The sequence below is a fragment of the Megasphaera sp. NM10 genome (assembly GCF_000417505.1).
Lineage (GTDB): Bacteria > Bacillota > Negativicutes > Veillonellales > Megasphaeraceae > Megasphaera > Megasphaera intestinihominis.
This window is the reverse complement of record NZ_APHY01000010.1, coordinates 1-14,892: the sequence shown is the minus strand read 5'-3', so window position 1 is coordinate 14,892 and position 14,892 is coordinate 1. Positions and strand designations below refer to the sequence as shown.

Genomic DNA, 14,892 nt, shown 5'->3' with positions numbered 1-14,892 from the left:
AATGAACAGTGAACACTACCAAGACCCGACAGCGGAAAAAGCGATTAGCCGGGTTGAGAAGAAGCGGCAGGAGAAGCGGAGGAACCGCAGGTATCGTATACGCCGGATGCTATTGAAGCAGGCGCTGGAAGAGATTGCGACTATCTGCGGATTCAAGGTGCACATTACGTTCATCGAAAGCAAGGTGAAGTTATGATCATCAGCAAGATTCACGTGCGCAGTAATGTTGTCCGAATCGGATACCTCGAAAACGAAAAAGAAGTGCCGCGGGAATATGTACTGAAAAGCAAAGAACTGGCCCGGCCAGAATTATATAAGGCCATGGAGCATATTTTTCCCGTCATGGCCAATGTGGATACCTGCTTTGCCGCGGTATGCGATGGGGTGATTGAAGACATCGTAATTAAATACAATCGGGACAACAGCATCAACAATTACGTTTTATCGGGAGCGATGCATGGCGATGATGAATTAGTCGCTACATTCAAGACGGAAAAGATTTATGCTAAAAGCTGGATGGAGCTGGACAATGCCGTGCGAAGCGCCATGAAGGAAGCGGAATTATTCATCCAGGGAAAGCGGGCGCAGATGACGCTGGACATTGAAGCGGAAATGCCGGCACCGAAATTGGAGGGAGGGGTAGCGTGACAAGCACAGAGTATCTCAAACTGGTCTATGAGTCGGAAGAAAAAGCCAACATGCTGCTGAAAGAAATCAGTCAGATCCAACACGACTTGCTGGCATTGAATGCCATTGATTATGAAAAGCCGCGAGTCAGCGGCGGGAACGGGCGGAATGCGATGGAAGACCGGATTATCGGGTTTCTGGATAAGCGCGACAAAATGTTACGTGAATACCTTCAGACCGTAAACCGCCCGTGGGAATTCAAGAAGCTCGTCGAATGTATGGACGATGAGCGGATGCAGGCGATAATGAAGCGGCATTATTTGTGGCACGAAACCTGGGAAAAAGCCTGCGAAGGAATCTGCTCAGACAGCTGGCTTCGGCGCAAGGAAAACGGACTGCGTGCCCAGGCGCTGGAAGAATTCGACAAAATCTTCAAAAAAAATAAAATTAGTTCATGCTAGTTCATGGTAGTTCAGGTTGGACCTGTGGTATAGTGTATATGTGAAGCAATGGGAATGGCATAGAGCACATGATTGTTTTCACCCCTCAAGAATAGATAGACACGCAAGGAGCAGCACCCCGTCCACATAGACGGGGTGTTGTACTACCCGGACAGCAGTCATGCGCCACGGGTCAATGCACAGGATGTACCTTGCCTGTATGCTGTGCGCATTGGAGACGCTGGATACAAAACAGAAAGGTTTTGCGAAGGTTTCTGGTCAACTTGAGGAAAATAAGATTTTTGATTCGATGAGTCCGGAAATTTTTATTTCTGGATTTTTTTTGACTAGGTTCTTCTGGGTTAACAAAAGCCTTGCGCGACCGCGGCGCCCGAAAGAAAACTAGATTTTAGTAAAATTCAGCCCTTAATTTATATTTTCAAATGGTTTTAGTGAAGCGGGGTATGATTTATTTATATAGCTCATGCGTCCGCATAAACAAATCAAAATGTTAAGTCAGAGAGGAGGGAGGGCGTCATGAAAGTACGCGGGAAAGCCCGTGAAATCACGGTTACTCAGCGTTCGCTGGCCGACGCAATCGGCTTAACCCCTCCTAGAATCTCTCAGTTAATCCAGGAAGGCATCGTCATTCGCGATGAAAAAGACAAGAGTGGCGGCGTCTTTTTGGTACAATCCATCCTCAATTACAAAGACGCCACCAAAGGAAGCGGCGGCGATGAAGACATAGACTATATGACCGAAAAAGCCCGGCATGAAAAGACGAAGCGGGAAATCGCTGAATTACGCCTGGCCAAGATGGAACACCGTGTATACAGTGCCAAAACGGTCGAATTAGTTATGACAGAAATGTTGTCTAACTTGAGGACGCAACTGTTGGGACTGCCGACAAAACTGGCGCCACAACTGGAAGGGAAAACCAAAGAAGAAATTTACGCCAGATTGACGAAAGAATTGGAAGAAAAGCTATCTGAGCTGAGTGAATACAGTCCGGATCTCTTCACCGATGAAGAAGTAGAAGAGGAGGACGAGCCATGAAGTCAGCGAAAGAATTGTGGCAATATATTTCCCGACACGGCTTGAAACCGCTGCCGAAGACGTCTGTCAGCGAATGGGCGGATACATACCGCTATTTGTCGGCCGGCGTTTCGTCAGAGCCGGGCAAATGGCGGACGGAACGGGCCGAGTACCAACGGGCCATCATGGATGCCTTCACAGAACCCGGCGTACATCGCGTCGTCGTCAAGTCAGCGGCGCAGATCGGTAAATCAGACATCATGAACAACGTCATCGGGCGCTTTGCCCACCTGGACCCGGCTTCCATCATGATGATACAGCCGACAGTAGACATGGCCCAGGATTATTCCAAATCACGTATTGCTCCCATGATCCGCGACACGCCCGTATTGAGTTCGTTGTTCTACGATGTGAAGCGGGCCGGGGATAAGACGGCTAAAACCAGGGATGGAAATAATACGATTCTGTCGAAATTCTTCCCAGGCGGCCGACTGGTCATGTGTGGAGCTAACAGCCCAGCCGGACTGGCCAGCCGTCCGATACGGATTCTGCTGGCCGACGAGGTGGACCGATTTCCCGATTCGGCTGGAACCGAAGGCGACCCGGTAGACCTGGCAGCCAAACGAATGACGACTTTCTGGAATCGGGTCATGGGGCTGTTTTCGACGCCGACAACCGAGGGAAGCAGCCGGATTGATGCGGAATACATCGCCGGCACGCAGGAAGAATGGCAGCATCAATGCCCTAATTGCGGGGAATGGCATCTGCTCCGGTATCTCGACATGGAAACCGATGCAGAGACATACAAAGATGACCGGGGCGAACGGCATGCTATTGTACATCACGTAAAATGGAGATGCCCGGCATGTGGCTATGAATTCACGGAACGGCAAATGAAGAACGCTGTTCAAGGCTATCGAGCACAGAATCCAAAGGCCCGGTCGAATGGTATCCGTTCCTTTTTCATCAATGCTTTCACTTCTCCCTGGACCAGCTGGAATGAAATCATGCGGGAATGGCTGGAAGCCAAAGGAGACCCGACGCGCGAACAGGTTGTGGTCAACACGCGGTTCGGCGAAAGCTATCGACAGCCAGGGGCGTTCGATGACGAAACGATTTTCGTCAGGCGCCGCGAATCGTATGGAGCGGAGTTGCCCGATGGCGTGCTGTTATTGACAGCAGCCGTCGATACCCAGGACAACCGACTGGAATATGAAGTATGTGGTTGGGGAGCCGGTGAAGAGTCGTGGGGTATCCGCAAGGGCGTTATTTTAGGTCGTCCAGACCAGGAATCAACCTGGGAAGAATTGGACACCATTCTCGAACACGTGTACCGGTTCAAAAACGGAACCGGGCTGAAAATCGTCCGTACCTTCATCGACTCTGGCGGCCATTATACCGGCCATGTCTATCGCTATTGTGAAGCGAATTTCACAAAACAGCGGTTCGCTATCAAAGGTTACAGCAACATGCCGGGCATACCGTTGAACTATAAAATTGGGAAGGCATCGGGGACACCGATACCGCTGGTCATCCTCGGCGTAGACGATGGCAAACAGCAGGTCATGAACCGCCTGGCCATCAAAGCCACAGGGCCTCAATACATGCATTTCCCGTTGAATGAAAACAGCGACGGCCTGGATAACCGGGGATATGACGAACTCTATTTCAAGGGACTTATTTCTGAACATAAGACGAAAGTCAAAAAAAAACGGAGTTATCCGTGAGGTATGGCAGACGACAACAGGTGTCCGAAACGAACCTCTAGATCTTCGAGTCTACAACCTGGGATGCATGTTGTCGGTCAATCCGCAATGGGATGAACTGCAAACTATCATGAAACAGCCGGCACAGGAAGCGGTTGTCAGAAAAGAACCACCTAAGCCCGCAAGGAAAAGACGGGTCAGCAAACAGACGAACATTTGGTAGGAGGAACCATGAGTAAACTGCAAAATGAACGACTGGCCCGGTATGTAGAAGCCGAGAAGGCCGTTTTGATGGGACAGTCGTATACCATCGGGAACCGGACCCTGACAAGGGCGGACTTGTCCAGCATCCGCGTCGCCATCGACAACTTGATTGCCAGTGGGGCGACGCTGGATGACAGTGAAACGCCAGGGAAAGGGCGCGGGAAGCGCATTGTATTTTTCGATTAAGGAGGGCCGACCATGGCAAAACGAAATAAACGGTCACGACAAAAGGCGCGGACGCCGACAATCCAGAACAGCGGTTATTCAAACGGCGGGGCTTCGCACGAAAGCAATATTCTAAAAGCCTACAATCCGCGAAAATATTCCGCAAAATCAGACGTAAACGCCAATCTGTATACGTTGCGCAACCGCAGTGCCGACCAATCTATCAATACGCCCATTGGGGCAGCGGCTATCATGACCAGTTCACTGCATACGATTGGGGCGGGGTTGCATCTGTTTCCGCGTCCCAAGTACAAGCTGTTAGGCATGACGGCCGACGAATCACGGGAATGGTCACGCCATGTAGCCCAGGAATTCGACCTGTGGGCCAGCTCGACACAGTGCGATCTGACGAGGCGCAATAATTTTTACGACATGCAGGACATCAACTACACGGGCTATCTCGTGGATGGAGATGCCTTTTGCCTGTTCAAACGCCGGCCGCCGACAGCGGATATGCCGTACAGCTTGCGCCTTCAACTCCTAGAAGGAAACCGGATAAGCAATCCCTATGGCCGGGACTACTATGGTATTACCGGGCCGTATGCCGTCGAAATGACGGCGCCCACACCGGGGAACAAAATCATATCCGGCGTAGAAATCGACCCGGATGGAGCCGTCGCCGCCTATTGGGTATCGAACAAAGTACCTGGCGACCCGGTAGATATAGGGACGATTGCCACCTGGACCCGCGTCAAAGCATGGGGCGACATTTGCGGCATGCCAAACATCATACAGACCAGCAATGACCAGCGGCCGGAACAATATCGGGGAGCGCCGTATTTATCCCCTGTCATTGAGACGTTGAAACAAGTCAGCCGTTACACGACAGCCGAGCTGACAGCTGCCATTGTAAAGTCTTTTTTCTCGCTGTTTTTCACAGAGTCCCAGACATCTGGCGGCACGCTGAATGACTTCATCGGCAAAACCATTGACCCCCAGGGCGGGCCCGTCATCGACCCGGACGAATACGCATTAGGGCCTGGAACCATCAATGCCCTGCCCCGTGGGGTCGATGTCAAAAGCGTCGATGCGTCGCGCAGCATGTCAACGTTTGACGCCTTCACGACGAAGCTGTTGGAAATGGTCGGCAGCGCCATCGGCCAGCCTTACGAAGTCCTGATGAAGCATTTCACGTCGTCCTATTCGGCCTCCCGTGCCGCCATGCTACAGGCGTGGGAAGAATATAAGCGCCGGCGCATCTGGTTCGCCCGCGATTTCTGCCAGCCTGTCTATGAAATGTGGCTGGCCGAAGCCATTGCCATCGGCCGCGTCAAAGCACCGGGATTCTTCACGGATCCATTAATTCGGAAATGTTGGTGCAATGCCGATTGGTATGGACCGACCATGACGATACTTGACCCGGTAAAAGACGTCAATGGCAGTGCCTTGCGGACGACATACGGTTTGAGCACACGCGAACGAGAAGCGGCCGAACTGACAGGCACGGACCTGGAAGAAAACCTGGAACAGCTGGCATACGAACAGAAGATGATTGAAAGATACGGCCTGACTATCGGAAGCCCGGAAGTGCTGGCCGACAAAGGAGAGACAACCCATGAAGAGTAAAAGATTTTGGCGTTTCGTCAATGAAGCGGGCGATGACAATGCAGAACTGCTGCTGTATGGCGCCATCGCTTCGCAGTCATGGTACGACGATGACGTTACGCCGCGCCAGTTCAACGACGATTTGAAAGAATGTGGCGGCAAGAATCTGACAGTACGTATCAACAGTCCCGGTGGCGACGTATTCGCGGCCCAGGCCATTTATACGATGCTCAAAGGCTACAGCGGCAAGAAGACCATGCACATCGACGGGATGTGTGCCAGTGCGGCCACTATCATCGCTTGTGCTGGCGACAACGTCGAAATGCCGCGGAATGCACTGTATATGATTCACAACCCGGCATCTTTTCTCATCGGCGGCTACGATGAACAGGGCCTGGCCAAATTGCAGAAAGCATTGGCATCGACGAAAGAAACGATTTTGAACGTCTATGAGGAACGATGTCATAAGACAACGGATGAATTGGCACAGATGATGGACGATGAAACGTGGATGACGGCCGACCAGGCCCTGGAAAATGGTTTTATCGACGCCATCGACGAAGACTATCAGGTCACGGCCAGCCTGAATGACAATATGCTGATTGTCAATAATATTTCCTGCCCGTGTCACATGAAGAACCGGGCACAGCTTGAAAAGATCATCAACAAAGGAGAAAAAAACATGGATGATAAAACCTTAGCCAGCAAACTGGCAGCCTTATTGGGTTTGAACCCGCAGAACGCGAACAAGGATGCGGATGAATCGAAGCGAATCGCCGAATTGAAGGCATTGAAAAACGGGAACGTATACACCGATGCCATGATTGACCGGGCTATCAGCGACGGTCGGACAGCGGATGATGTAGCTCCTTATATCGAAGCCGCCGCCGGCGTACAGTCGCCGAGTGACCAGGCATTGGCAAGCGTGCGCACCATGATTATGGAACAGATGCAGTCCGGATCTGAACAGGTAACGCCTGTGCCCAAAACAGGGATGCCGCAGGACCAGACAGCCGTAAAGAAAGCTCAGGACATTGAAGACGTAGTCAATGCAGCGAATAGATTGAGAGGTGCAAAATAATGGCAATCAGAGAAGTCATCGACATTAAACACGACCAGCTTATCGGCGGGCCGGAAATTCCGATTTTGCTCAAGAACGTCACATTAACGGCTGGGACAGCCATGAAACGCGGCACGCTGATGACCGTTACCGGGACAGCCGCTATGGCTACGGCTAAAGCCGCTGTTGCCAATGCTATTTTGAGTTGCGACGTGGATGATAAAGCCACCATTGCGACGGTCTATGTTTCCGGCCGATTCCATCGCGAATACCTCATTGCCGCCAGCGAAGATACGATTGACGCCCATGAAGACGAATTGCGAAATGCCGGTATTTTCTTGACATCTGTACACTAGGAGGAACTGAATATGGCTATTGAATTGAGAGATACTGTATCTTTGATGCAGGCAATGGAACGGATTACGCCGCCGGCATCTTTTTTGCTTGATACCTTTTTCCCGCTTGTACCGGCGACAGCCGTTACGACCAAGATTGCCGTAGAATACCGCAAGCGTGGCCGTCAGCTGGCCCCCTTTGTCGTTCGTGGCGCAAAAGGAGCGAGCCTGAAAGACACGGGCTCTAAAATCGCTATCTACCAGCCGCCGATGATGGGGCCGAGTAAGGTAGTAGATCCGGAAGAATTATCGGAACGCGGCTTCGGCGAAAACATCTACAGCACGACGACACCGGCCCAGCGCGCAGCCATCAAGCAGGCTGAAGATATGGTGGATTTGCAGAACGCAATCATAAACCGCAAAGCGAAGATGGCGGCGGATATCTTGCAGACTGGTAAATGCGACATCGAAGGTTATGCCGATGACGGTAAGACGGTGTTGATTGACACCATTGCGTTTGACTTTGACCATAAAGTCACGCCGACGACAACTTGGGATAAAGCCGGCGCGACGATTTACAGCGACATCAAGAACGCTTCGGAACTCATCCAGGAAGACGCCGGTATCGTCCCGACCATGATGATTTGTGGGAAAAACATCGCAGATTATTTGCTGAGCAATGACCAGATCATGAAATGGATGATGGTTCCGACGGCGGACAATCTGTCCCTCATGGGCTTCCAGCCGCAGATCATCAGTCCGCAGATTACTCACGTCGGGCGCATCAAATCGCTGAACCTCGACGTCTATACCTATGCAGAAACGTACACCGACGATGCCGGGAAATCGCAGTATTTCATCGACCCCGATACGGCCATCATCGCCATTCCGGGCCGCGGCAGTCAGCTCCACGGCGCCTGCACCCTGCTCAATGATGCCGGCACGGCCTACGAAACCTTCGTTGCACCGTATGTGCCGTACTATAACGGCAACAAGGATACGCAGGTATTGAGCTTCTACATGTACTGCCGTTGTGTCCTGGCTCCGCAGTTTGTCGACGATTGGGCCGTCATCAAAGCGAAATAGGAGGGATGACCATGAAGTTAGTCGTTACATACGGCTGCGTTTCCATGGGCAAGCACTTATATCGGACTGGTGAATCGTTCGAGTTGCCGGACGATGAAGCGGAAAAACTCATGGAACGGGCCGATGAACAAGTTGTTGCCTTGGTTGGGGACAAAGTGGCCCTGGCTAATGAGCCAGAGACGGAAGAATCGCCGGCAGACGAACCGGGGATGGAACTGCCCCAGGCCGATGCCGCCGCAGCCGTCCAAAAATGAGCACGTTCAAAGAAATGGTAGCTTCGGACATTCCGGCTTTTCTCAATGCTGATGAATTTGCCGAAACACATGAGCTGAATGGCAAGAAGTATACATGCATCGTGCAGAGTCCCAAAGAAGAAGCTATGTTCCAGACACAGGAAATCTATTCCGGCTTCGAGGGAACCCATGGCCAGGTCATCATCATCCATATCGCTAAAGACGATTACCGAGAAGTCCCAGCGGAAGGAGAAAGCTTTACTGTCGATGGCGATTACTGCCTGGTAGATAACGTCATCGACGACATGGGTATCCTGACGATGACCCTGCACAAGAATCACTAGGAGGGCCTATGAGCGTAGAAATCGACATCCAGGGAGATAAAAAAATAATGGATGCCCTGTCCACTCTGAGCGACAAAGAAATCGCCAGGGCAGCCGTAGCGGCCGGGAAGCGGGCAGCCACAGCGGCACGACAGGCCGGAACGAAGGGAATCCGAAGCATTTATACCATGAAGGCCGGGGATTTGAAAGCCAAGGCGCAGATCCGGGCTGATGAGGACGGGGCTACCATCCTTGTCAAAGGGGCGCCCGAGGCAATCCATAAATACCAGGCCAAGAAGCGGCGGGACGGCGTCTTCGTATCTGTAAAGCGAGGGAAAATGACGCATGTCCCCCGCGGCTTTAGCCTGGGCGGGGCATTCGTCGCCCGTAAGGGCAAGGAAAGATACCCGCTGAAAGGCATCTATGGGCCAGCCGTGCCGCAGTTATTCGGCAATCCCGATGTACTGAGCGTCATGATGGACCGTGGCAGTGATGTCTTTGAAGAACGATTGGAACATGAAATCGAATACAGATTAGGGAAGTGATGCGATGACCCCATTGGAATGTGCGGAAGGTATCGCGGAATTCTTGAAAGAAAAATTCACGGCTTACCAGGAATATTGTGAAGGCCGGCCAGAAAATATCTTTTCGAGTATCGATACGGATGTAAATGTATATGCCGGATTCCTGCCCCGGGCGAATAACCGGGCAGACCAAAAGAAACTTTGTCCGGCCGTCGTGATACGGCCAGAAGCTACGACAGACGACCGGGATAAATCAGTTACATCTATCGTCATCTACGCGACCATTTACGATGAAGATATGACCTATGGAGCTCATATGTTGTTCCATTTCCTCGAATTCATCCGCTATCACCTGCTGGCCAACAATCCCATTGCCAAGAAATGGTTCATTGATATAGATGACGGGAATATCAAGACGACGATTCCCGATGACCAGCCGTTCCCACAATGGGTAGGTGTCATTGAGTTCGACGTATTCATTCCGCAGCCACGTCAAACTCATTGGGAGGTTTTAGGAGGCAGATACGATGAGTGAAAACAGCGGGCCGGTCATCTACGTCGGCCCAGCCTATAAAGACACGGAAATCCACACGAATCAGATTTTCGCAGACGGGATTCCTGCAAAATATAAGGACGACCCGGTATATAAGCATCTGTTCGTCACAGCGGGCGAATTGGATGCGGCACAAAAAGAAGTTAAATCTACAGGCTCGTTGAGAAACATCATGTATAAACGGGCCATGGCATTACACGGAGGTAAGTAAAATGGCATTTTTCCACGGCGTAAAAGCAAGCGAAGTCCCGACCTCGATTGTGGCGACTGTCGCCGCTGATTCCGGCTTGCCGGTTGTCTTCGGGACGGCGCCTGTCCATCTGACAGAAGACCCGACGGCCTATGTCAATAAACCCGTCATCTGCTACAGCTGGAAGGAAGCGACGCAGAATTTGGGGTATCATCCCGACTGGGATAAGTACACGCTCTGCGAAGCGATGTATACCGAATTCAAACTGTACAATGTAAAGCCCATTGTATTTGTCAATGTATTGGACCCGACCAAACATAAAGTGTCCGTTTCGGACACGGCCAAGACAGTTACGAAGAAACAGGTCATCCTTACAGACCCGGTCTTATTGCATACGCTGACCGTCAAGGGCAGTGCAGACGGGTCCGCAGCCACCTTGGATACGGACTATACGGCGGCATATGACGATGATGGTCAGCTCATCATTACACTCTTGGATGATGGTGCACTGGCCTCCGTATCGAGCATCCATGTTGCTTATGACAAATTAGATCCGACGGCTGTCAAAGATGACGACATCATCGGCGGCATGTCCACGGATGGCAAAAACAAAGGGCTGGAACTCATCGACGATATTTATTTCCAGATTGGCAAAGTTCCGGGCCTGCTGGCAGCACCGGGCTGGTCTGAAAAGCCGGCCATTGCCGCTGTCATGAAAGCCAAAGCGGCTAAAATCGACGGCTTGTTCCCTTGCATGGCACTGGTAGACATCAATACGGAACAGGTCAAAAAATACGCCGACGTCAATATGTGGAAAAACGGCAACAACTACACGGGGAACAACCAGATTGTCTGCTGGCCGTGTGCTAAAAATGGCGATATGGTTTTCCACTTATCGACTCATATCATGGGCATCATCGGCGTTACCGACGGCAATAACGATGACGTCCCGTATCAGTCGCCGTCCAACCAGACATTACAGGCGACAGGGCTGTGCCTGAAAGATGGCAGTGAAGTAAATCTCAATCTGACACAGGCCAATCTGCTTAATGAACAGGGCATCGTTACGGGCTTGAATTTCTCCGGCGGCTGGAAGTCCTGGGGGAACTTTACCGGTGCTTATCCAGGCACGACAGATGTCAAAGATATGTTCATCTGTGTCCGGCGCATGTTCAACTGGCAGTATGTCACCTTCATTTTAACGAACTGGCAGAAGACAGACCAGCCAATCACTCCGAGACTGGTAAAAACGCTAGTAGACAGCGAACAGGTGCGGTTGAATGGGCTTACGTCACGAGGATATCTCTTAGGGGCCAGTGTCCAGTTCCTGGCTGATGAAAACCCGACGACCGATTTACTGGCCGGCATCTTCCGAATCCACACGAAGCTGACGCCGCCAGTCCCGGCACAGGACATTGAAGATACCTTTGAGTATGACGTATCGAATTTTGAAGTATTATTCTCGTAAGGAGGGAAAACCATGGCAGTAAATAAAATCCCGGAAGTCATCAATGATATGCGGGCTTATATCGACGGCGCCGACGATTTAATCGGCGTCAACGAAGTCGAATTGCCGGATTTGAAATCGCTGACAGAAGATATTGAAGGCATCGGCGTCGCTGGTAAAATCGAAGCGCCCATCGCCGGCCATTTTGATTCCTTGGAATTAAAGATGACCTGGCAGGTGCCGACGAAAACGAGTTCCCGCCTGGTCGGCGGCAGCACATTGGCTCTGGAACTCTACTCGGACATCCAGAACTGGGACAGCGGTGCCAATGATTATGAACACGAGCAGTATCGAGTCGCCGTCCGCGGCCGCGTCAAGAGCCACAACCCTGGCAAATTCAAAGCCGGGTCGAAGACGGACAGTGAAACCGTCATCGAATGTACGTACTTCAAAATTGAAATGGGCGGCGCTACGCTCTGTGAAATCGACAAATACGGCTACAAAGCTATCGTGAACGGTGTTGACCTGTTACAGCAGGTTCGCGCCAATATTGGTATGAACTAGGAGGATCCCCATGAAAGAAAAAGAAAACGAACTCGTCAACGCTGAAATCGTAGATCAGGAAAATATCCTGCATCTGACAACTCCGTTGCCGAACGGGCAAACGGAAATTTATTTTGACTTTGCAAAACTGAACGGCTATGCTCTGCTGGCTTGCATGAGCCAGGCTAAAAAGAAAGACAAACTTATGACAGTACCGGCATTATCCATGGAATACCAGGCCATCGTGGCCGCGGCGGCAGCTAAAATGAAGTATGACGACATCCTCAACTTGAGTGGTCCTGACTTCATGGCAGCCTGCTTGAAGGCGCAGAATTTTTTACTGCCCAAGGAGCCGTAGAAAACATAAGATTGTCGGCTATGAGGCTTGCCAAGTACACAAAAACGCCGATTGGATGGTTCCTGGAACAACCAATCGGCGATTTTCATGCCTGGATTCAAGTCATGAATGAAGAAGTAGACCGGGAAAAAGAAGAAATAGAGAAAGCCAAGAAGGGAGGGCAATAAGATGAGTCGTGTCATGGAATTAGCCATTGCCATCAAGGGCCGTCTGGATGGGTCTGTAGCTTCGTCGATGCAGCGGCTATCGCCGAGTCCAAAGAGTTGAAGACGCAGATCAAGGCGGCCAATGACGCCATGCGGAGTGCGCAGCGGGCGGCATCGGCAGAACAGCGGGCCACAGGTCAGGTCAGTGTAGCATCGTATCGGCAGATTGCCGCTCTCCAGGCCCGTATCAACGATTTGACACAGCGACGGTCCGACATCTTAGATGCCCAGGCCCAAAAGCAAAAAGCACAGGCGGCCTTTGACAGTGCGAAAAGTAATTTGGCTGGAGACTGCTATGAAAACAGCTGTCCTGGCAGCACCGTTAGTGGGGGCAACGAAAGCGGCCATGGAATTTGAAAGTGAAATGGCTGAAATCAGAAAAGTTGTCGATTTTGATACACCAGAGCAGTTTAAACAGATGGGACAGGATATCTTAGACTTGTCTACAAAAATGCCGATGGCTGCTTCGGGAATTGCCAAAATCGTGGCCGCTGGCGGGCAGGCTGGTATCGCCAAAGAGGATTTGCTGGAATTTGCTCAAGATGCCGTAAAGATGGGCGTAGCCTTTGACCTTACGGCTGACCAAGCCGGGGACATGATGGCTAAATGGCGAAGCGCATTTGATTTAAACCAAGACGGGGTCGTCGAATTAGCAGATAAGATCAATTACTTAGGAAATACAACGGCCGCATCGGCACCATTGATTTCTGACGTCGTGACCCGAATCGGTCCACTCGGGGAAATCGGCGGGGTGGCATCTGGTGAAATTGCCGCACTTGGGGCTACTATGATACAAACAGGAACAAAATCTGATGTAGCTGCAACTGGTATTAAAAATTTGATTTTAGGTATGTCAATCGGGGAAAAAGCTACAAAAAGCCAGGCCGCCGCTTTCCAAGAGTTGGGATTTGATGCGGCAGATATGGCCAAGCGGATGCAAACCGACGCTAAAGGCGCCATCTTGGATGTTTTTCATGCCATACAAGACTTACCAAAAGATCAGCAAGCCGGTGTTTTGAAAGATTTATTTGGGGAAGAGTCTATTGGTGCTATTTCGCCGTTATTATCAAAACTATATCTATTGGAAGATAATTTCAATAAGGTTAGTGATGCTACGAAATATGGAGGATCAGTGGATGCTGAATATGCAGCCCGATGTGAAACAACGGCCAATCAAATGTATCTGTTCAAAAATAGTATGACAGCCGTAGCCATTGAAATAGGCTCTGCATTATTGCCAGCCATTAACAGCATCTTACGGAGTATCGTTCCTGTTGTCGTTGCTTTTGCCAATTGGGCCAAAGAACATCAAGTATTGATACAAACTATGGTTGCCCTGGCCGCCAGCTTTGCCGGCGTCTTATTGGCTGCCAGGTCTATTTTAGCCATCAGAGCCGGTTTTAGGATGCTTAAAGAAACGGCTGATATGTTCTTTACAGTAAACAAGAATGGGGAAACCGTATTGCGCGGGTCCGCGACGGCATCCAAACTTTTCCATGCCGGATTGAGTGGATTAGGGGCAGCCTTTCGTCTTGCGGCAACAGGAGCCAGAGCGTTAGCAATGGCACTCATGGCTAATCCCATTATCGCCATTGTGGCCGCCATCATCGCTGTGGTGGCTGCCATTATTTATTTCTGGAATACAAACGAACAGTTCCGGGCCGCCGTCATTGCGATTTGGAACAATATCGTATCTTTCGGCATGAGTCTGTTTTCAGCCCTGGCCGCTTTCTTCACCGGCGTATGGAATGGCCTGGTCGCGATTGCCACAGCCGTCTGGAGTGGCATCATGACCGTAGCGACGATGGCCGTATCGGTCATCATGGACATCATATCCGCCTTTGGTGCCTTCTTTACCGGGGTCTGGAATGGTTGTCTGGCTATCGCATCGGCCGTGTGGGATGCTATTTCCAGTTTTGTATCGGCCGCAGCCAGTATCATAGAAGGTATTATTTCTGCACTGGTAGATTACATTTCCTCTGCCTGGGACAGTGCGGTAGCGGCAGTACAAAGTTTTGCCAGCAGTGTCATGGATGCCATTGGCCAGGCCGTAGACTGGGCTATGGATAAGTGGAATAGCCTGGTCAATGCCTTATCCCATCCGATTGATACGGCTATCAATATTGCACAAAACATAACCCGTACAATCAGTGAAGCAACCAGCAGTGGTGAATGACGTCAGCGAAACGCCA

Annotated in this window: 21 protein-coding genes; all 21 read left to right on the top strand. The window is 51.0% G+C overall.

What is annotated here, in order from left to right; all coding sequences use genetic code 11:
- Window position 1: 1 nt before the first annotated feature.
- Entirely contained in the window at window positions 2–196 is a 195-nt protein-coding gene (locus NM10_RS02320) for a hypothetical protein (protein WP_020310013.1), read from the top strand.
- The gene (locus tag NM10_RS02315; protein ID WP_020310012.1) at window positions 193–648 is read left to right on the top strand and encodes a hypothetical protein; all 456 of its coding nucleotides are present in this window, start codon (window positions 193–195) and stop codon (window positions 646–648) included. Before NM10_RS02320 ends, NM10_RS02315 begins: the two co-directional genes overlap by 4 nt.
- Window positions 645–1,088, top strand: a complete 444-nt coding sequence (locus NM10_RS02310; protein ID WP_020310011.1) for a hypothetical protein — start codon at window positions 645–647, stop codon at window positions 1,086–1,088. The genes NM10_RS02315 and NM10_RS02310 overlap by 4 nt, the downstream gene beginning before the upstream one ends.
- A gap of 516 nt (window positions 1,089–1,604) precedes the next feature.
- Entirely contained in the window at window positions 1,605–2,123 is a 519-nt protein-coding gene (locus tag NM10_RS02300) for a hypothetical protein (protein ID WP_020310009.1), read from the top strand.
- Complete coding sequence (locus NM10_RS02295) at window positions 2,120–3,829, top strand: phage terminase large subunit family protein (protein WP_020310008.1); 1,710 nt, start codon at window positions 2,120–2,122, stop codon at window positions 3,827–3,829. Before NM10_RS02300 ends, NM10_RS02295 begins: the two co-directional genes overlap by 4 nt.
- Window positions 3,830–4,039: 210 nt before the next feature.
- A complete protein-coding gene (locus tag NM10_RS02290; protein WP_014016048.1) occupies window positions 4,040–4,258 on the top strand; it encodes a DUF6148 family protein in 219 nt (72 codons plus the stop codon).
- A 12-nt stretch (window positions 4,259–4,270) separates the two neighbouring features.
- The gene (locus NM10_RS02285; RefSeq protein ID WP_020310007.1) at window positions 4,271–5,863 is read left to right on the top strand and encodes a phage portal protein; all 1,593 of its coding nucleotides are present in this window, start codon (window positions 4,271–4,273) and stop codon (window positions 5,861–5,863) included.
- Window positions 5,853–6,923 carry a head maturation protease, ClpP-related gene (locus tag NM10_RS02280; protein WP_020310006.1) on the top strand — a complete coding sequence of 357 codons (1,071 nt, stop codon included), beginning with the start codon at window positions 5,853–5,855 and terminating at the stop codon, window positions 6,921–6,923. Before NM10_RS02285 ends, NM10_RS02280 begins: the two co-directional genes overlap by 11 nt.
- Window positions 6,923–7,258, top strand: coding sequence for a hypothetical protein (locus NM10_RS02275; protein ID WP_020310005.1), 336 nt, complete (start codon window positions 6,923–6,925; stop codon window positions 7,256–7,258). The genes NM10_RS02280 and NM10_RS02275 overlap by 1 nt, the downstream gene beginning before the upstream one ends.
- Before the next feature lie 12 nt (window positions 7,259–7,270).
- Window positions 7,271–8,323 (top strand): major capsid protein, encoded by a 1,053-nt coding sequence (locus NM10_RS02270; protein WP_014016052.1) that lies wholly within the window; start codon window positions 7,271–7,273, stop codon window positions 8,321–8,323.
- 11 nt (window positions 8,324–8,334) lie between these two features.
- A complete protein-coding gene (locus NM10_RS02265; protein ID WP_020310004.1) occupies window positions 8,335–8,577 on the top strand; it encodes a hypothetical protein in 243 nt (80 codons plus the stop codon).
- Window positions 8,574–8,900: a hypothetical protein gene (locus NM10_RS02260; RefSeq protein WP_020310003.1), complete on the top strand. Its 327-nt coding sequence runs from the start codon at window positions 8,574–8,576 to the stop codon at window positions 8,898–8,900. Before NM10_RS02265 ends, NM10_RS02260 begins: the two co-directional genes overlap by 4 nt.
- An 8-nt stretch (window positions 8,901–8,908) precedes the next feature.
- The gene (locus NM10_RS02255) at window positions 8,909–9,424 is read left to right on the top strand and encodes a hypothetical protein (protein WP_020310002.1); all 516 of its coding nucleotides are present in this window, start codon (window positions 8,909–8,911) and stop codon (window positions 9,422–9,424) included.
- Window positions 9,425–9,428: 4 nt separating this feature from the next.
- Window positions 9,429–9,938, top strand: a complete 510-nt coding sequence (locus NM10_RS02250; protein WP_020310001.1) for a hypothetical protein — start codon at window positions 9,429–9,431, stop codon at window positions 9,936–9,938.
- Window positions 9,931–10,167: a hypothetical protein gene (locus NM10_RS02245; RefSeq protein WP_014016057.1), complete on the top strand. Its 237-nt coding sequence runs from the start codon at window positions 9,931–9,933 to the stop codon at window positions 10,165–10,167. Before NM10_RS02250 ends, NM10_RS02245 begins: the two co-directional genes overlap by 8 nt.
- 1 nt (window position 10,168) lies before the next feature.
- Window positions 10,169–11,614 carry a phage tail sheath family protein gene (locus NM10_RS02240; RefSeq protein ID WP_020310000.1) on the top strand — a complete coding sequence of 482 codons (1,446 nt, stop codon included), beginning with the start codon at window positions 10,169–10,171 and terminating at the stop codon, window positions 11,612–11,614.
- 12 nt (window positions 11,615–11,626) lie between these two features.
- Window positions 11,627–12,157: a phage major tail tube protein gene (locus tag NM10_RS02235; protein ID WP_020309999.1), complete on the top strand. Its 531-nt coding sequence runs from the start codon at window positions 11,627–11,629 to the stop codon at window positions 12,155–12,157.
- A 10-nt stretch (window positions 12,158–12,167) separates the two neighbouring features.
- On the top strand, window positions 12,168–12,494 hold the full coding sequence (locus tag NM10_RS02230) for a hypothetical protein (protein WP_020309998.1): 327 nt from the start codon (window positions 12,168–12,170) through the stop codon (window positions 12,492–12,494).
- Window positions 12,495–12,514: 20 nt separating this feature from the next.
- Window positions 12,515–12,661 carry a hypothetical protein gene (locus NM10_RS13965; protein WP_157868799.1) on the top strand — a complete coding sequence of 49 codons (147 nt, stop codon included), beginning with the start codon at window positions 12,515–12,517 and terminating at the stop codon, window positions 12,659–12,661.
- 96 nt (window positions 12,662–12,757) lie between these two features.
- On the top strand, window positions 12,758–13,057 hold the full coding sequence (locus tag NM10_RS13960) for a hypothetical protein (RefSeq protein WP_020309997.1): 300 nt from the start codon (window positions 12,758–12,760) through the stop codon (window positions 13,055–13,057).
- Window positions 12,996–14,876 (top strand): phage tail tape measure protein, encoded by a 1,881-nt coding sequence (locus NM10_RS02225; protein ID WP_239639564.1) that lies wholly within the window; start codon window positions 12,996–12,998, stop codon window positions 14,874–14,876. The genes NM10_RS13960 and NM10_RS02225 overlap by 62 nt, the downstream gene beginning before the upstream one ends.
- Window positions 14,877–14,892 lie beyond the last annotated feature (16 nt).